Origin of the sequence: Sinosporangium album (assembly GCF_900100605.1) — a bacterium.
GTDB lineage: Bacteria > Actinomycetota > Actinomycetes > Streptosporangiales > Streptosporangiaceae > Sinosporangium > Sinosporangium album.
The window spans coordinates 53,985-71,673 of the sequence record NZ_FNCN01000030.1; the positions used below are offsets into that span (position 1 = coordinate 53,985).

Sequence of the window (17,689 nt, forward strand, 5' to 3'; positions counted from 1 at the left end):
TGAGATTCAGAGGGATCGACCGTAGTCGTTATGGCTTGCCGTGAGACTGCCGGTGCGGTGTCGCCGTTCACGTCCACGCAGGTGGGCGGGCATGGCGGGAGAGTGGGGTAGCCGATGGGGCTTGCGCTGGGTGGCGTGACGTCTGCCACGATGGTCGCAAAGTGCCCTGCCCCACACCAATCGGGCTGGGCACGCAAAACAGGCCTACGCGACGTGGCGACCCCACCGCCGTGGCCCAGAACGCACAGGAGTGGCACGTGACAGCCGACGTCTCTCGCGGGGCGCAATCACCCCCAGAGCTCGTCCAGTTGCTCACCCCCGAAGGGGAACGGATCGAGCATCCCGACTACGACATCGATTTGACCGCGGAGGAACTGAGGGGTCTCTACCGGGACCTCGTCCTCGTCCGGCGCATCGACCTCGAAGCCGTGGCGCTACAGCGCCAGGGCGAACTGGGGCTGTGGGCCTCCCTGCTCGGCCAGGAGGCCGCGCAGGTCGGTTCGGGCAGGGCACTGACAGACGCGGACATGGCATTCCCCACCTACCGCGAACACGGTGTCGCGTGGTGCAGGAAGGTCGACCCGGTCCAGCTCCTCGGCATGTTCCGCGGAGTCAACCACGGCGGCTGGGACCCCGTCGAGCACAACTTCCACCTCTACACGATCGTCATCGGCAGCCAGACTCTGCACGCGGTCGGCTACGCGATGGGCATTCAGCGAGACGGCGCCGAATCCGCCGCGATCGCCTACTTCGGCGACGGCGCGACGTCGCAAGGCGACGTCAACGAGGCATTTATCTGGGCCAGCGTGTTCAACGCCCCCGTCGTCTTCTTCTGCCAGAACAACCAGTGGGCCATCTCCGAGCCGCTGGAGAAGCAGACCCGCATCCCGCTGTACCGCAGGGCCGCGGGCTTCGGCTTCCCCGGCGTCCGCGTCGACGGCAACGACGTGCTGGCCTGCCTCGCGGTGACCCGCAAGGCCCTCGCCGACGCGCGGTCGGGCCAGGGGCCGTCCATGATCGAAGCGTTCACCTACCGTATGGGCGCCCACACCACCTCCGACGACCCCACCCGCTACCGCGTGGCAGACGAGCTGGAGTCCTGGAAACTGAAGGACCCGATCGAGCGGGTCAAGGCATACCTTGCCAAGAGCGGCATCGCCGACCAGTCGTACTTCGACGCCATCGACGCCGAGGCCGACGAGCTCGGCCGGGATCTGCGGCGGCGCTGCCTGGCCATGCCCGACCCGCAGCCTATGGCGATGTTCGACCACGTATACGCGGAGCCCCACGCACTGGTGGCCGAGGAACGCGAGCAGTACGCCGCCTACCTCAACTCTTTCGAGGAGGGTGCGCGATGACCACGCTGACGCTGGCCAAAGCCATGAACCTGGGCCTGCGCAAGGCCATGGAGGACGACCCGAAGGTCCTCATCATGGGCGAGGACATCGGCAAACTCGGCGGCGTGTTCCGCGTCACCGACGGCCTGCAGAAGGACTTCGGGGAAGACCGCGTCATCGACACCCCGCTCGCTGAGTCCGGCATCATCGGTACGGCGATCGGCCTCGCCATCCGCGGCTACCGGCCCGTCTGCGAGATCCAGTTCGACGGCTTCGTGTTCCCCGCGGCCGACCAGATCATCACGCAGCTCGCGAAGATGCCGCTGCGTTCCCTCGGAAAGCTCAAGCTCCCCGTCGTCGTGCGCATCCCCTGCGGCGGCGGCATCGGCGCCGTGGAACACCACAGCGAGTCCCCCGAGGCGTACTTCACCCACACCGCCGGTCTGCGCGTCGTCGCCTGCTCCAACCCCGTCGACGCCTACACCATGATCCAGCAGGCCGTACGCTCCGACGACCCCGTCATCTTCTTCGAGCCCAAGCGCCGCTACTGGGACAAGGCCGAGGTCGACACCTCCTCCGCGCCCGACACCTGGCACCCGTTCGACACCGGCAGGGTCGTACGGCAGGGCGCCGACCTGACCATGCTCGCCTACGGCCCGATGGTGAAGACCGCCCTCGAAGCCGCGAACGCGGCGGCCGAAGAGGGACGGAGCATCGAGGTCGTCGACCTGCGCTCCCTCAACCCGGTCGACATGCCGCTTGTCACCGAATCCGTAAGGAAGACCGGGCGCTGCGTGATCGTGCACGAGGCCCCCGTCTACAGCGGCCTCGGCGGCGAACTCGCCGCGCGTATCACCGAGCAGTGCTTTTACAACCTGGAGGCCCCCGTCCTTCGGGTCGGCGGCTTCTCCACGCCCTACCCGCCGTCGCGGCTGGAGGAGCATTACCTGCCCGACCTCGATCGTGTGCTCGACGCCGTCGATCGCGCGTTCGGCTACTGAGAGAGGGGAACTTGATGCGACGCGAATTCAAGCTCCCCGACGTCGGCGAGGGCCTCACCGAGGCCGAGATCGTCCGCTGGCACGTCAAGGCCGGCGACGCCGTCAAGATCAACCAGACGATCGTGGAGATCGAGACGGCCAAGGCCGTGGTTGAGCTGCCCAGCCCCTTCGAGGGCGTGGTGGCCGAACTGATGGCCGAGGAAGGGCGGACGCTCGACGTCGGCGTCCCGATCATCGCCGTCGACACCGACGAGCCCGATGAGGCCGTCACGAGCAACGGTACGGCCACGGCCCGCGAGGCCCTCGCCGACGACATGGTCCCGACCATCCCCGAGCCGCCGGCCAAGGCCGAGCGCACGCCCGTCCTGGTCGGCTACGGCGTCATGCCGTCCTCGTCCAAGCGGCGCCCGCGCAAGGGCGCCCCCGCGGCGGCACAGGCGGCCCCGGCGGCCCCGGCCGTTCAGGCCGCGCGGCCGGCACCGGCGCCAGTGCCGGCTCCCGCCGTACGCGCCCCCGCACCGCGGACCGTGGAGGCCGGGCCGGTCGGCGCGGTCACCGTGCTCGCCAAGCCGCCCGTGCGCAAGCTGGCCAAGGACCTCGGTGTCGACCTCGCCACCGTCGTCGGCACCGGCCCGCACGGCTCCATCACCAGGGACGACGTCCACGCGGCCGTAGCCCCCGCCGCCGCCCCGGCGTTCGCGCCGCAGGCGGTCGTGTCCGGCGGGGAGGAGCGCATCCCCGTCAAGGGCGTGCGCAAGGCCACCGCGCAGGCCATGGTGGCCTCGGCGTTCACCGCGCCGCACGTCACCGAGTTCCTGCAGGTGGACGTCACCGAGACGATGGAGGCGGTGAAGCGGCTGCGCACGCTGCCGGACTTCGCCGAGGTCAAGGTGTCGCCGCTGCTGCTCGTGGCGAAGGCGCTGCTCGTCGCGGCGCGACGCTACCCCATGGTCAACTCCACGTGGGATGAGCAGAGCCAGGAGATCGTGGTCAAGCACTATGTGAACCTCGGCATCGCCGCGGCCACACCGCGTGGGCTGATTGTGCCCAACGTGAAGAACGCGCACGCGCTGTCGCTGCCGGACCTCGCGGCGGCCCTCGGCGCCCTTGTGGAGACCGCGCGCTCGGGGCGCACACAGCCCGCCGAGATGTCCGGCGGCACGATCACGATCACCAACGTCGGCGTTTTCGGGGTCGACGCGGGCACCCCGATCCTCAACCCGGGCGAGTCGGCGATCTTGGCCTTCGGTCAGATCCGCGACCTGCCCTGGGTCGTGGACGGGCAGATCGTGCCGCGCAAGGTGTGCACGCTCGCGCTGTCCTTCGACCACAGGATCGTGGACGGCGAGCTCGGGTCCCTGCTGCTCCGCGACGTCGGGGCCATGCTGGAAGACCCGCTGCGCATGCTGGCCTGGGGCTGATCGGGTTCGAACGCCTACGGCCGGAGCCGGATGTCCCCGGCTCCGGCCGTACGCTTTCACGCGAGGCCGCCCGGCCGTAGGGAAGGAGAGAGATGTTCCGCCACGTGGTGCTGTTCACCTGGTCCGCGGACGCGACGGACGAGCAGAAGGCCGCCGTCCCCAGAAGGCTGGCCGAGCTGCCGGGCATCATCCCGCAGATCCGGAGCTATGTGCTGGGCCCCGACGCGGGCGTCAGCACGGACACCTGCGACTTCGCGGTGGTCGCCGACTTCGACTCGGCCGAGGACTTCCTGGCCTACCGCGACCACCCGGCGCACCAGGCCGTCATCGCCGAGAGCATCAAACCGATCCTCGCCGGACGCGCCGCCGTGCAGTACACCGTGGACGCATAGTCGGACGCGTAGTCGGACGCGTAGTCGGACACGCAGTGGTGGCAGTGAGAACCGCCCGCCCCGGTCGCCGGGACGGGCGGTCATGTCGAGCCCTCTCGAAGGACTAGAAGGACTCCTCTGGCAGCTCCATCAGCTCAAGGCCGGTGGAGAGGAGTATGCGCCGCTCCGCGGCGAGCCTGGGCAGCACGGTCTTGGCGAAGAACGACGCCGAGGCCACCTTCCCGCTGTAGAAGGCCCGGTCCTTCTCCGACGCGCTGAGCGCGTTGAGGGCCACCTCGGCCTGGCGCAGCAGCAGCCAACCGATCACCAGGTCGCCGAGGGCGAGCAGGAACCGGGTGGTGTTGAGGCCGACCTTGTAGATCTCCTTGGGGTTCTCCAGCGAGCCGAGCGCCCACCCGGCCATGGTGTCGCCCATGACCTTGAGATCGTCGGCCGCCTCGTTCAGCAGGACCCGCTCCTCCTTCAGCCGGCCGTTTCCGGCCTGGGAGTCGGCGAAGCCCTTGATCTCGGCCAGCAGTGTGCCGATCGCGGCGCCCTGGTTCCGCAGGATCTTGCGGAAGAACAGGTCCTGGCCCTGGATCGCGGTCGTGCCCTCGTAGAGGGAGTCGATCTTGGCGTCCCGGATGTACTGCTCGATCGGGTAATCCTGCAGATAGCCCGAACCGCCCAGGGTCTGGAGTGAACGCGTCAGCAGCTCGTAGGAACGCTCCGAGCCGACGCCCTTGACGAGCGGCAGCAGCAGGTCGTTCAGCGCCTCGGCCTTCTCGTCCCTGCGGCCCTCGGAGGCGGCCAGCAGCACCGAGTCCTGGAAACTGGCTGTGTAGAGGACCAGCGCCCGCATGCCCTCGGCGTACGCCTTCTGGAGCATGAGCTCGCGGCGGACGTCCGGGTGGTGGGTGATCGTCACCCTCGGGGCGGACTTGTCGGTCATCTGGCTCAGGTCCGCACCTTGGACGCGGGACTTGGCGTAGTCCAGCGCGTTCAGGTAACCAGTCGAAAGTGTGGCGATGGCCTTGGTGCCCACCATCATCCGAGCATGCTCGATGATCATGAACATCTGCTTGATGCCCTCGTGCACGTCACCGATGAGCCAGCCGACGGCGGGCTCGTGGTCGCCGAACGTGAGCTCGCAGGTCGTGGAGACCTTGAGCCCCATTTTCTTCTCGACGTTGGTGACGTAGACGCCGTTGCGCTCTCCGAGCTCACCGGTTTCGAGGTCGACGTGGTACTTCGGCACCAGGAACATCGACAGTCCCTTGGTGCCCACGCCCGCACCCTCGGGGCGGGCGAGCACCAGGTGGAAGATGTTCTCGGTGAGGTCGTGTTCAGCGCTGGTGATGAAGCGCTTGACGCCCTCGATGTGCCAGCTCCCGTCGGTCTGCTTGACCGCCTTCGTGCGGCCCGCGCCCACGTCCGAACCCGCGTCGGGCTCGGTCAGCACCATCGTGGCGCCCCAGCCGCGCTCGATCGCGATCTCGGCGAAGCGCTTCTGCTCGGCGGTGCCGATCTTCCACATCGTGTAGGCGAAGTTGGGGCCTCCGGCGTACATGTAGACGCCGGGGTTGGCGCCGAGCACCAGCTCGGCCGCGGCCCAGGCCAGGGTGCGCGGGACGCCCGCTCCGCCCAGGTCGGCGGGCAGGTCGAGATGGGCCCAACCGCCGTCCATGAGGGCTTTGAAGGAACGCGCTACGCCCTTCGGCATCGTCACGGTGTGCGCCGCGGGGTCGTAGACCGGAGGCGTGCGGTCGCCTTCCTCGAAGGAATCGGCGAGTACTCCCGTCGCCAGCCGGTCGACCTCGTGGAGGATGCTCCTGGCCGTCTCCTCGTCCAGATCGGCGAACGGCCCGGTGCCGAGAAGTTCCTGGCGTCCGAGCACCTCGAAGAGGTTGAACTCCAGGTCGCGCACATTGCTCTTGTAGTGGCCCATGGCTGCTCGCTCCTTGAACCCGGGGGTGTGTCAGCGATACGTACTGGCCAGTAACTGTACTAGTTATGCTACCCGCTGGTAACTATCCAAATCGTGCTCTCTCGCACACTCTGACCAGGGATAGGTTCAAGCAAAGATCACTCGCGGGGCGGAAGCGAGAGAAGGTGCGCAGGTGAACGCGGAGGAGGCGACTCTCCGCGCTCCACGCCCACGCCCGCCGCGGCCTCGTCACGGTGTGATGGGACATCTAGGTGCTACCGTGACGAAGGGGCTGTTACGCCTCTCCGGACGAGACGCGCCGTACCCGGTAAGCGAAGACGACGCACTTCCTGTGTGCAGGTGGTCGAGTCTCGTAGGGGGATGGCATGGCCTGGTTTGTTCTGATCGTCGCCGGACTGTTCGAGGTGGCGATGGCCTACTCGCTCAAGATGAGCGATGGCTTTTCGGAACTGTGGTGGAGCGTCGGCTTCTTCGTCTTCGCGGTGCTGAGCTTTGGGCTGCTCGCGTTCGCGCTCAAGTCCCTGGAGGTCGGTACGGCATACGCCGTCTGGACCGGAATCGGCGCGGTGGGCACGGCCACGCTCGGCATCCTGCTGCTCAACGACAGCGTTTCCGTCGTGAAGATCATCTCGATCCTCGCCATCCTGGCGGGCGTCGTGGGCCTCAACCTCGCGGGAGGCGGCCACTGAGCGGCGCACGGGCATGCGCAGTTCGCCGGCGTCGGCCGCCGAACTGCGCTGTCGGCGGCCCGCCGGCGGGGGCGGCACGTGGCGCCCCTTGAACACGGGGGTCAGCGTGTGGCGCGTCCTTTGAACACCGTGGTCAGCAGCCCCGCGATCAGGTAGATGATCGCCCCGCCCCACAGGCCGTCCCAGGCCGAGCCGATCATGCCGTCGCCGTCCAGCACCAGGTTGAGCGGGTAAAGCAGGACCGCGGAGCCGATGCCCGGATAGAGTGCGAACCGCCAGGGGTTGCGCAGCGACCAGAGCCGGGCGTTCCGGGTGACGCGATCACTCACATCGGGCTTGGAGACCGCACCCACCGTCGCTACGAGAGTGAACAGCGCGACGCCGAGGCTGAGCGCCCAGTGGAGATCCGCCGGACCCGGCAGAATCGCCCCTAGGCCGAAGCTCGTCGCCGCACCCGCCGCGCCGGTGATCGCCGCGGCCTTCCAAGGAGCCCCCCGCAGAGCCGCACCGGCCAGCGAGAACTCGTCACGTCGGGTCAGTTCGTTCATGATTCCACCCTGCGTCTCCGACGCCCTGGAAGGCATCGGGGATAGACCCTGACGTCTCCCTGAAGTGGGCACTTGGGGGGAGACGCCGCAATTGTCACTTCAGCGGTCACTTCAGCGGTCACGTCGGCTGTCACGCCAGCGGCGCGATCTCGATGCGGTTGTCATGGTAAAGCGGGCCGCGTCCCATGTCAGCGTCGCCCTCCTCCACCACCGCGTTGGGGTTCGCCCCGCCCTGGGTGAACTTGAGCCAGCGCCCCTTCTCACAGGCCGCGACGCCCGGCCGTACCCGGTCACTGATCTCGGCCTCGGCCTGGAACTCCCCGTGCTCGTTGAACACCCGCACCGGCTGCCCGTCGACAAGGCCGCGCCGTTCGGCGTCCTCGGCGCTGATGAGCACGCGAGGGTTCTTCGACCGCCGCCGCAGCTCGGGGTTGTTGCCGAAGATGGTGTTCAGGAAGTTGTGCGAAGCGGGCGTGATCAAGGTCAAGGGGTACGGCTTGCGCCCGCCCCGGCGCCCGCCTCGCCGGTCGTGGTCTTGCCGGTTGCTGCGCGAGGGGACATAGCCCGCGACACGGTCCAGACCATCGGACTCCGCCTGCTGGGAGGCGAACTCCAGCTTCCCGCTGGGAGTGGGGAACCCGTCGGCGAAGGGTTGGAAGGGCCGGGGGTGGTTCAGCCGGACCCAGCCCTCCTTGCGGAGGCGGTCGAGGGTGATGCCGGCCAGGGCGGGGTGGCCCGACGACAGGAGCTGTTCGGCGAGTTCCAGGTCGGAGTCGTAAAGCGAGGGCTCGGTCATGCCCATGTGGCGGGCGAGGCGGCGGAAGGTCTCGGTGGTGGAGAGGCACTCGCCCAGGGGTTCGACGGCCGGCTCGTTCCAGGTGAGATACAGATGGCCGTAGCCGGTGTGCAGGTCGGCGTGCTCGATCTGCATGGTGGCCGGGAGCACGATGTCGGCGTAGTCCGCGGTGTCGGTGGGGAACTGCTCCATCACCACCGTGAAGAGGTCCTCGCGGAGCAGGCCGCGCCGGATCCGGTTCTGGTCGGACGTGCTGCCCATCGGGTTCGCCGCGTAGACCCAGAGGCATTTGACCGGGTTCTCGGTGTCTTCGAGGCCGTCGGCGAGCCGGGTCATGGTGAGCGTTCTGACCGGATGTGGGAGGAGATCGTCGCGACTGTCGATCTTCAGGGGGAAGTGGGCGCTTGTGGAGTAGGAGAGCCCGCCGCCGGGATAGCGCCAGTCGCCCGTGACGCCGGGGATGCAGGCGATCGTGCGCATTGCCGTACCGCCTCCGGCGTTGCGCTGGAGGCCCATCGTCGCGCGGATCGCGGTGGGCCGGGTGTGGGCGAGGCGGCGGCCGAGGGCGACGATGGACTCTTCGGGTAGTCCCGTGATCTCCGCGACACGGGTCGGGGGATATTTCAGGATTTCTGCGTGGAACTCATCCCAGCCGAAGGTGTGGTTCGCGATGTACTCGCGGTCTTCGGCCCCCTCTGACACCACCACGTGGAGCAGCCCCAGGGCGAGCGCCGCGTCGGTGCCCGGGCGGATCGGCAGATGCTCGTCGGCCTGATCCGCTGTGCGGGTGCGAATCGGGTCGATCGCCACCACGTGCGCCCCGGCGGCCCGGCCCTCCTGGATGAACTTCCACAGGTGGTGGCCACTGGTGAGCGTATTCGTCCCCCAGAGCAGGATCAGCCGAGCCGAGGCGAAATCCTCGGGATCCATCCCGGCCGAGGTGCCCTGCGTGTATTTCAGCCCGATGCTCCCGGCCCGAGAGCAGATGTTCATGTCGTGCCGGGAAGCACCGAGAACGTTCCAGAAGCGCCTGCCGGCCTCACCGGTCTCGCCCTGGATGTACCCCAGCGTGCCGGTGCCCTGATACGGCCAGATCGCCTCGCCGCCGTAGGTCTCCACGATCTCCGTCAACCGGGTGGAGATCTCGTTCAGCGCCTCTTCCCACGAGATCCGCTCGAACCTGCCCTCACCCTTCCGACCGGTACGGCGAAGCGGATACAGGACGCGGTCCTCGGCCGCCGTGTGTTCCAGGTAGCGGTTGACCTTGACGCAGAGCGCTCCTCGGGTGAACGGGTGATCGGGGTTTCCACGCATTTTCACGGCGCGGCCGTCCTGGACGGTCACCACCCACGAGCACGTGTCCGGACAATCCAGCGGACAGGCTCCCAAAACCCGCAGTTCACCCGACATGTCGCCAAGATTACGCGGGTCACCCCGATTCCCGTGGTGCGGGGGCAGACGGGGTGGTGGACCGGGCGGCAGCGGTAGGCCACGCGAAGGTGGCGGTCACCGAGGCGATGGCGTCGGTGTTCACGTCAAGAGCGGTGTGGTTGATGTTGGACAGGTCATCACAGGCACGGTGGTAGCAGGAGTCGTAGGAGAGTCCCGCAGTACCTCCGAACAACGCCGCCTGGGCGGGCGTCTTCGGCGTTTCCCCTCCGGTGAACAGCCCGCCGGCCGGGATGCCGTACTCAATGAACGGGCCGTAGTCCGACCTGCCGGTGAAGTCCGTCCCCATGTGGGGAAGGCTTCGCTTCTCGTAGTACTTCTGGAAAGCCCGCTCGATCTCCGCCGACCCGGCGGGCCCCGGGCCCTGGCCCACCTTGTCGGAGTCGTCCCCGTCGTAGATGCCGTAGATGTAGTTCGGCGAGGCCACCATGTCGAAGTTGAGATAGAGCTTGATCTTGGACCGTTCCTGCGGCGACAGAGCGCGGACGTAGTGCTTCGACCCGATCAGCCCGAGTTCCTCCGCACCCCACCAGATGAAACGCACCGCGCGGCGGGGCTTGTGCTCCGCCATGGCGAGCGCCACCTCAAGCACCGCGCCGGCGCCCGAACCGTTGTCGTTGATCCCCGCACCCTCTTGGACGGAGTCCAAATGGGCGCCGACCACCACGACGTCATCCGGATCGCCATGCTCGGTCTGGACGATCACGTTGTGGGACACGCGGGACTCGCTCTCCACCTGTGTCGCCACGCGTACGGTCGCCCGGGTCTCGGCCAGTTCCCGGCCTATGCCGTACGAGGTCGCGACGACGGGGACGCTGTGCGGCTCTTCGAGACTGCCATTGAAGGAGTCGGTACGGCCGGGCCGGCCCTCGTTGAAGATGATGACGGCGGCTGCGCCCGCCGTGACGGCATTGGTGGCCTTGACCCTGAACGGGCATCCTCCACGCTGGAGTAGGGCGATTCTGCCCGGAACGAAGCTCGTGAAGTCCGACGGTTCACATCCGCTGGTCGAGGTGCTCGGCCGGCTGTCCGGCGGGAGCCGTACGTCCACCGGCTGCACCTGGGCGGTCACGTCCCCCGGCCCCGAGTGTTCCACGGTGCTGAAATCCGCCGGATGCTCGTACGGCGCGGCTCCCACCCGCTCGAACGACGGTTTGCCAATCTCACGGTAAAAGTTGAATCTGAAGGGCTGAAGGATAACCTCATACCCGGCTTTTCTTAGCAGGCCAGCGACATAGTCGACAGAGGCGGCGTAGCCGGGCAGACCAGCAGCACGGTTACCGCCGTGGGCATCGGCGATCGCCTGAAAGGCTATGAGATGTTTGGAAACGCCTGCCCCGGACACGGCCTTCTCCAAGACGTGCACGGGATTCTCCGCGAACGCGGGCGCGGTTGGGCAGAGTGGAATAACCGCGACGGCGGCTCCGAACAGGCGGGTGAACAGGTGACTAGACATCAGAGATCCCCCCATGGATGTGATCACCTTGTCACTCGGAACCGTGATCAAGCCACTGTCCCTCGATCGCGGCGCGTCGTGAGACCTTCATCACCTCGTTGGTTGTTTTCCGTGGCAAGTCGGGAAGACTGTCAGGCGCCGGTGAGAGATACGGGACAGCGGTTGTGGTCTGTTTGCGCAAGATCACAACACGCGGGACGGGGGGATACCGGTAGGGGAGGTGCGCGATTCCGAGCGGCGAAATCCTTCGGAAGGGTGCAGAATCGCTGGCGGTGACCGACATAAAGGAACGTGACGGGGCAGGGTGCCCGACGGGGGGCCTCTCTGGGGGAGAGCCCTCCGGCGATAGCTCGCGCCCTCACCCGGACCCCAGCTCAGAGGCGAGCGGTCCGCCCGACACGGGCACTGCCGACTCGTCGGATTTCCAGGATTCCCTGGATTCCCAAGATTCCGGGGACTCGCGGAAATCCGCAGACTCCCGGGAGCCCGACGTCCTGGTCGTCGAACCGCTGCTGCCCCAGCGGCTGCGGCGCCCTTCGGACGCCTTGCGGTTCCTCGCGACCCTGCTCAGCCTCACCGTTGTGGTCCTGCTGTCCCTCGTGGCCAAGCAGACGCTCAACGGACTTGAGGCCGACGTCGAGGAAGGCGCCGCCCGGGCGCCCGACCTGCTGATCAGTGTGTCCACCTTCCTCGGTGGTGCCCTGGTGCTCGCGATCCCGGTCGCGTTCGCGGTGGAACGCGTGTTCCACCGCGACGGCCTACGCGTCGCGGAAGGGCTGATAGCGGCCATCGTGGGCATGGTCGTCTCGTTCTTCGTCGGAGAGTGGCTGATCGCCACCGGGCCGGGGGACATACGGCAGCTCCTCACCGGCGGGCGGCCCGACGTCGAGCCCCTCAACACGCTGCTGACCTCGGTGATCGCCTACGTCACCGCCGTGCGCATCTCACGCAGGCCCACCTGGCGGGCCGTCATGTGGACCGCGGTCGCCCTCAACGTCTTCGCCCTGTACACCGGCACCAACATCACCCTTCCCGGGGCGATCGTGACGATCCTCCTCGGAATGGCGGTCGGATACGCGACGCTCTACAGCGTCGGCAGCCCCAACACCCGGCCCCCCGGCAGCGCCGTGGTGGCCTCCCTGCGCCGCCTCGGCCACTCGCCGATCAAGGCGCGCCGCATTGAGGACGACGCCCAGGGCAGCCGCCGCTACGCCGTCGTCCTCACCGACGGACACCGGCTCGACGTGACCGTCCTCGACCGCGACAGGCAGGTCGCGGGGCTGCTCTACCGGTTATGGCGGCGAATGCGGCTCAACTCCGAGACCCGCAGACGCGCCATCCGCTCGCTCCGCGCCGAACTCGAACGCGAAGCGGTGATGGCCTACGCCGCCCAGGCGGCCGGCGTGAGCACGCCCCCACTCCGCGCGACCAGCGAAATCGGCACAGAAGCCGCGCTCCTCGCCTACGACCACATCGCCACCCGGGCCCTCGAAGACATTCCCGATGAAGAGATCGACGACGAGCTGCTGTCACGCATCTGGACACAGGTCCAACTGCTGCAGGCCCACCGGCTCGCCCACCGCAGGCTCACCGGCGAGACCATCCACCTCGACGCCTCCGGCCAGGTCGTCCTCGTGGACGCCCGCAGCGGCGAGATCGCCGCCGGCGACCTGCTGCTCCGCCTCGACATCGCCCAGCTCCTCACCTACCTGGCGCTGCGCGTCGGAGCGGAACGCTCCGTCCGCGCCGCCGCGGCCATCCTCGGCCCCGACGCGGTCGCCGCCGCCCTGCCGCTGCTCCAGCGCATCGCCCTCGCCCGGCAGACCCGCTCGGCCCTCGCCAAGCACAAGGACCTCCTGTCGGCCATCCGCGACCACATCGTCCAACTGGAGCCCCAGGTCGAAGTCGAGGAGGTACGGCTGGAGCGATTCCGGCTGAGCACCCTCCTCGCCATCATCGGCGGAGCCTTCGCCGCGTACTACCTGCTCACCGGACTCGGCCGGGTCAACGTCGTCGAAGTCGTCAAAGGCGCCCACTGGGGCTGGACGGGCGCGGCCTTCGCCGCTGCGGGCATCACCTACCTCGCCGCGGCGCTCCTGCTCATGGGGTTCGTCCCGGAGAAGCTGCCGCTGGGCCGTACGGTGCTCGCGCAGTTCGCCGGCTCCTTCGTCAAACTGGTGGCCCCGGCGGCCGTCAGCGGCGTCGCCATCAACACCCGCTATCTGCAAAAACGCGGCATCCCACCGGGCCAGGCCGTCGCCAGCGTCGGTGCCTCCCAGCTTGTCCAGCTCGTCTTCCATGTGCTGCTTCTGCTGTTCTTCGCCTACATCACCGGATCCAGCACGGCCCCCACCTTCACCCCGTCACGCGGACTGCTGGTGGCGCTGCTCGCCGTGGCGCTCGTCGTACTCGCCGCCCTCGGCATCGCGCCTCTGCGGCGTGTCGTGGTCAAGCGCACACGGTCGCTGTTCTCCGGCGTCGTACCCAGGCTCCTCGACGTCCTCCAGTCGCCGCGCAAGATCCTGCAGGCGTGCTCCGGCACCCTGCTGCTCACGATCTCCTTCGTCGCCTGCCTGGACGCCTCGCTGCGGGCCTTCGGCGGCGAACTGAACTTCGCCGCCGTCGCCGTCGTCTTCCTCGCCGGCAACGCCATCGGCTCCGCCGCCCCGACCCCCGGCGGTCTCGGCGCGGTGGAGGCGTCCCTGATCGTCGGCCTCACCCTCTCCCGAGTCCCGCCCGAGGTCGCCACCTCGGCCGTACTGCTGTTCCGGCTGCTCACCTTCTGGCTGCCGGTGCTGCCCGGCTGGGCGTCGTTCACCTACCTCCAGCGGCGTGAAGCTCTGTGACAGGGGCGGAGCTCTGTGGCTGCGGCGAGGGTCTGCGGCAGCGGCGGAGGCCTGTGGCAGCGGCGAGGGCTTTTGAAGGCTGCGAGGCACTCTTTACGGCAGTTGTGGCCCCCACGGGCGTCGCGGGGACCACAACTGACCGCTTACGGCGTCCGCGTCACTCGGGTTTCCGCCGTACCTGATCGATGATCCAGGAGAGCGTGAACGCTTCCTCGCGCCAGGCGTCGTAGCGACCGCTGCGGCCGCCATGGCCCGCGCCCATCTCGGTCTTCAACAGGAACGGCCCGCCGCCCGCCTCCGCGCGCAGACGAGCGATCCACTTGGTGGGCTCGTGGTAGAGCACCCGTGTGTCGTTCAAGCTGCTGAGCGCGAGAACCGGCGGGTAGAGCCCGTCGTGGACGTTCTCGTACGGGCTGTAGGACTTGATGTAGTGGTAAGCCTCCTTGTCATGGAGGGGGTTGCCCCACTCGTCCCACTCGATCACCGTCAGCGGCAGCGACGGGTCGAGGATCGTGTTCAGGGCGTCCACGAAAGGCACTTCAGCGACAAGGCCCGCGAAGCTCTCCGGGGCGATGTTCGCCACCGCGCCTATCAGCAGTCCGCCCGCCGACCCGCCCCTCGCCACGACATCGCCCGCCCACCCGGCGGCCTTCAGATGACGCGCGCAGGCCACGAAGTCGGTGAACGTGTTCTTCTTCGCCATCATCTTGCCGTCGTCATACCAGCGGCGGCCCATCTCGCCGCCACCCCTGATATGCGCGATGGCGAACACGAACCCCCGGTCGAGCAACGACAGCCGCGGCACGGAAAAGCCCGGGTCGATCGCCGCCTCGTAACTCCCGTAGCCGTACAGCAGCGTCGGAGCGGGCCGTTCCGTGCCCTTCCGCATCACTATCGAGATCGGCACCCGCGTGCCGTCCTCCGCCGTCGCCCACTCGCGGAACTGCTCATAGTCCGACGGGTCGTAGCCCCCGAGCACCGGACGCCGCTTCAGCAGAATCAGCTCGCGGCTCGACAAGTCGTAGTCGTAAACCGACGGCGGTGTCACCATCGACGTGTAAGACAGGCGCAGCCGGTTCGTGCGGAACTCCGGGTTCCCCGCGGGCACCGCCGTGAAAATCGGCTCCGGGAACGAGATCTCGTACGCCTCGTCGCCATCCGGCACCACGCGGATGCCCGTCAGTCCGTCCCGGCGGAACGCCACCACGAAATGACCGTCGAACGCGTCCACGTCGACCAGCCGGGTGTCCTCCCGATGCTCGATCAGCGGAGTCCACACCCCCGGGTCGTCCACCGGGGCACTGGCCAGCTCGAAGTTCTGCGCGCCGTCGTTGTGCAGGATCAGCAGCCGGTCACCCGAGTGATCCACGTCGTACTCGACGCCTTCCCGGCGCGGCCGTACGACCTGGAACTCGCCCAGCGGATCGGCCGCGTCGAGCAACCGGACCTCACCGGTGATCTTGCTGCCGATCGACAGCACGAGGAACCGCTCGCTCCTCGTCAAGCCGATCCCGATCCAGAAACGCTCGTCGCTCTCCTCGAACACGAGCACGTCCTGATCCGCAGGAGTCCCGATCTCATGGCGGAACACGCGGTACGGTCGCCAACTCTCGTCGACGACCGTATAGAAGAACACCGACCCGTCCGCCGACCACGACCCGCCGTAGAAGACCCCGGGAATCGCATCGGCCAGCGTCTCACCCGATTCAAGATCCTTGAATCGGAGTGTGAAACGTTCGTCGCCCTTGAAGTCCGTAGAGAAGGCCAGACGCCGTCCATCCGGGCTGACCGAGCTCGTACCCATCGAGAAGAACTCGGCGTCGCCCGCCAACTCGTTCCCGTCGAGCGTCACCTGCTCACCCGGCAGCTGGCCGCCCTCACCCATCTGCGGCGGATCCTCGCCCTCCGCGCGGACACGGCACTGAATGCCGTATTGCTTGCCCTCCTCGGTGCGCGAGTAGTACCACCACCTGCCCTTGCGCGTCGGCACCGAGAGGTCGGTCTCCAAGGTGCGACCCTTGATCTCCTGGAACACCGCCTCGCGGAGCTCCTCCAGGTGGGCCGTTGCCTTCTCGGTGTAGGCGTTCTCCGCCTCCAGATAGACGATCGTGTCGGGATCGTCCTTATTCATCAGCCAGGCATACTCGTCGACCACAGTGTCGCCGTGATGAGTCCGTTCGCCGGCAACCTTCTTCGCCATGGGTGGCATATCGCTGCTCACCTCCCCGAGTCTATGGCCCTGTCACGACCTGGCCATTTGGCATTCATGCCGTGGTCCGCGCGCTGCTTCAGGGGGAGCCGCGCCTCGGCTTTCGAGCGGCGAAGGCCTGTCGCTGCTCCGACCTGCAGCCGTGCGCGTGGACCGCGTGGACCGCGTGGACCGCGTGGACGTCGCGTGTCCGATGGCGAGACGAACCGAGGCCACGCCCGCCCGGCCTGCCGCGGTTCCGACCTGCCCACGAGGCCTGGAATGCGTCCGGCAGTTCTGCGATTGATAGGGGCCAAACCCCGCATTAATGGCGAGGTATTCCGTTAACTACTCACTTGGTGATCTATCAGGTAATTCTTGGAATCCTGGGGCGGGCGCGGGCAATTGACCGGTGTCGTAGCCGACGCCGGTGGATCCGGGGGGGAGAGCCGACGCAAGGTGTCACCTGGAACGCGCGGCAGGGGGATTCCCCGTTATTGGGCGAACCCTCTCGCTCCAGCGCGGCAGGCACCTGGCGTCCGTAGTGGAGCGGAGACCACCTACGGCCACCGACCTTCGGGTGCTCCCCGTGCTCCAGCACGGAGGAGGGCCCTTGGACCCCCTTCGGCGACGATCGAGAGGCAGGTAGGCCCGGCCGGCTCGGTGGTCATCCCCCGAACGTGGAGAGCGGTCCCTCTCACATAACGGGGAGGGACGTGTACCGGGCGGAGACGAGCGCCCTGCCGGGTCCGGCTCTTCCGGGGCATGCTTCCCGCATACCTGGCCGGGATCCGCCCGACATCCGCCTGGCATCTGCCGGTCAGCGGCGAAAGCGGTGGGCATGGCCGCGGTGCATGGCCGTGGTTCTGGGAGGCGTGCCATGGCTCTGGGGTGTCGCGGCGAACTCGTCCCGGTGCGCGGCAGAAGGTGCCGGGTTGGCGAGGGTTGGCGAGGGCGCGTGCGCGTGCGGGTTGGCGAGGGCGCGTGCGCGTGCGCGAGAGGCGGGATGTACCAAGGGGACCGGGCGGTGGCTCAGCGTGGGCACGCTTCCGGGACTGGGACATCCGCGGGGGGCGCGGCGGACCGCCTCGATCGTGTCGCAGGTGGTCTGAGCGGCTGCTAATCTTGTCGAGCCGACGAGGTGCGGCAAACCCCACTCAAATCACTCAGGTGAGTTCCGTGCGGTCTTTGCTGCCTTTAGTCGGTGATCTCTGTGGCTTTCAAGCTTTCGGTGCCGGTTCGCAAGCGGCTCGGAAGGCTGGTAAGTTGGAGGGGTTGCTCTGGAGACAGAGCAGGTTGAAATTCCTTTCGATTCTCGCCCGAGAGTTGAAACAGCCCGGAAACGAGCTGATTTGACGCCGGAGCGGAAAACGGAAAGAATAACAACACAACAGAACGAAATGGGTACGCCCCAGAAGAACGGGCCTGAGGGTCCGGGCGGATGGTGGACGCGTTCGTTTCTTGAGAACTCAACAGTGTGCTAAAAGCCAGTGCATGATGCATTACCTCCGTCCACCCACCGATGGTGGGGGATGGTTCCTTTGGTTGACACCCTTTTTTGGGGTGCTCAGCCGGGTTCTGCTTGACAGACATTGTTTGGAGAGTTTGATCCTGGCTCAGGACGAACGCTGGCGGCGTG

12 protein-coding genes and 1 riboswitch are annotated in these 17,689 nt (G+C 67.6%); of the genes, 6 read left to right on the forward strand and 6 right to left on the reverse strand.

Going from position 1 to position 17,689, the window contains the following annotated elements:
* Window positions 1–257 precede the first annotated feature (257 nt).
* The 4 genes from pdhA to BLQ73_RS24405 all read left to right on the forward strand — a co-directional run bounded on the left by pdhA (window position 258) and on the right by BLQ73_RS24405 (window position 4,151).
* Window positions 258–1,358, forward strand: a complete 1,101-nt coding sequence (gene pdhA, locus BLQ73_RS24390; protein WP_093173745.1) for a pyruvate dehydrogenase (acetyl-transferring) E1 component subunit alpha — start codon at window positions 258–260, stop codon at window positions 1,356–1,358.
* Complete coding sequence (locus BLQ73_RS24395) at window positions 1,355–2,338, forward strand: alpha-ketoacid dehydrogenase subunit beta (protein ID WP_093173747.1); 984 nt, start codon at window positions 1,355–1,357, stop codon at window positions 2,336–2,338. The genes pdhA and BLQ73_RS24395 overlap by 4 nt, the downstream gene beginning before the upstream one ends.
* A gap of 14 nt (window positions 2,339–2,352) precedes the next feature.
* Entirely contained in the window at window positions 2,353–3,759 is a 1,407-nt protein-coding gene (locus BLQ73_RS24400) for a dihydrolipoamide acetyltransferase family protein (protein WP_093173749.1), read from the forward strand.
* Window positions 3,760–3,851: 92 nt separating this feature from the next.
* Window positions 3,852–4,151, forward strand: coding sequence for a Dabb family protein (locus tag BLQ73_RS24405; RefSeq protein WP_093173751.1), 300 nt, complete (start codon window positions 3,852–3,854; stop codon window positions 4,149–4,151).
* Window positions 4,152–4,254: 103 nt separating this feature from the next.
* Here the strand turns inward: BLQ73_RS24405 and BLQ73_RS24410 are convergent, their stop codons facing one another.
* On the reverse strand, window positions 4,255–6,078 hold the full coding sequence (locus BLQ73_RS24410) for an acyl-CoA dehydrogenase (RefSeq protein WP_093173753.1): 1,824 nt from the start codon (window positions 6,076–6,078) through the stop codon (window positions 4,255–4,257).
* 262 nt (window positions 6,079–6,340) lie between these two features.
* Window positions 6,341–6,405: riboswitch (guanidine-III (ykkC-III) riboswitch) on the forward strand.
* Window positions 6,406–6,443: 38 nt separating this feature from the next.
* Here BLQ73_RS24410 and BLQ73_RS24415 point away from each other — a divergent pair.
* Window positions 6,444–6,767, forward strand: coding sequence for a DMT family transporter (locus BLQ73_RS24415; protein WP_093173755.1), 324 nt, complete (start codon window positions 6,444–6,446; stop codon window positions 6,765–6,767).
* A gap of 101 nt (window positions 6,768–6,868) precedes the next feature.
* Here BLQ73_RS24415 and BLQ73_RS24420 read toward each other — a convergent pair whose 3' ends face one another.
* The 3 genes from BLQ73_RS24420 to BLQ73_RS24430 form a co-directional block, all read right to left on the reverse strand.
* Window positions 6,869–7,315: a hypothetical protein gene (locus tag BLQ73_RS24420; RefSeq protein WP_245691351.1), complete on the reverse strand. Its 447-nt coding sequence runs from the start codon at window positions 7,313–7,315 to the stop codon at window positions 6,869–6,871.
* Between the two features lie 130 nt (window positions 7,316–7,445).
* Window positions 7,446–9,521 carry a molybdopterin-containing oxidoreductase family protein gene (locus BLQ73_RS24425; protein WP_093173757.1) on the reverse strand — a complete coding sequence of 692 codons (2,076 nt, stop codon included), beginning with the start codon at window positions 9,519–9,521 and terminating at the stop codon, window positions 7,446–7,448.
* Between the two features lie 19 nt (window positions 9,522–9,540).
* Window positions 9,541–11,016: a M28 family metallopeptidase gene (locus BLQ73_RS24430; RefSeq protein ID WP_176955649.1), complete on the reverse strand. Its 1,476-nt coding sequence runs from the start codon at window positions 11,014–11,016 to the stop codon at window positions 9,541–9,543.
* A 272-nt stretch (window positions 11,017–11,288) separates the two neighbouring features.
* On the opposite strand from BLQ73_RS24430, the gene BLQ73_RS24435 reads away from it, so the two are divergent.
* Complete coding sequence (locus BLQ73_RS24435) at window positions 11,289–13,862, forward strand: lysylphosphatidylglycerol synthase transmembrane domain-containing protein (protein ID WP_245691352.1); 2,574 nt, start codon at window positions 11,289–11,291, stop codon at window positions 13,860–13,862.
* A 157-nt stretch (window positions 13,863–14,019) separates the two neighbouring features.
* Here BLQ73_RS24435 and BLQ73_RS24440 read toward each other — a convergent pair whose 3' ends face one another.
* Together BLQ73_RS24440 and BLQ73_RS33565 are read right to left on the reverse strand one after the other, a co-directional pair.
* The gene (locus BLQ73_RS24440) at window positions 14,020–16,062 is read right to left on the reverse strand and encodes a S9 family peptidase (RefSeq protein ID WP_218125998.1); all 2,043 of its coding nucleotides are present in this window, start codon (window positions 16,060–16,062) and stop codon (window positions 14,020–14,022) included.
* A 1,185-nt stretch (window positions 16,063–17,247) separates the two neighbouring features.
* Window positions 17,248–17,689, reverse strand: a 442-nt coding sequence (locus BLQ73_RS33565) for a hypothetical protein (protein WP_218125999.1), incomplete at its 5' end; no start/stop codon positions are given.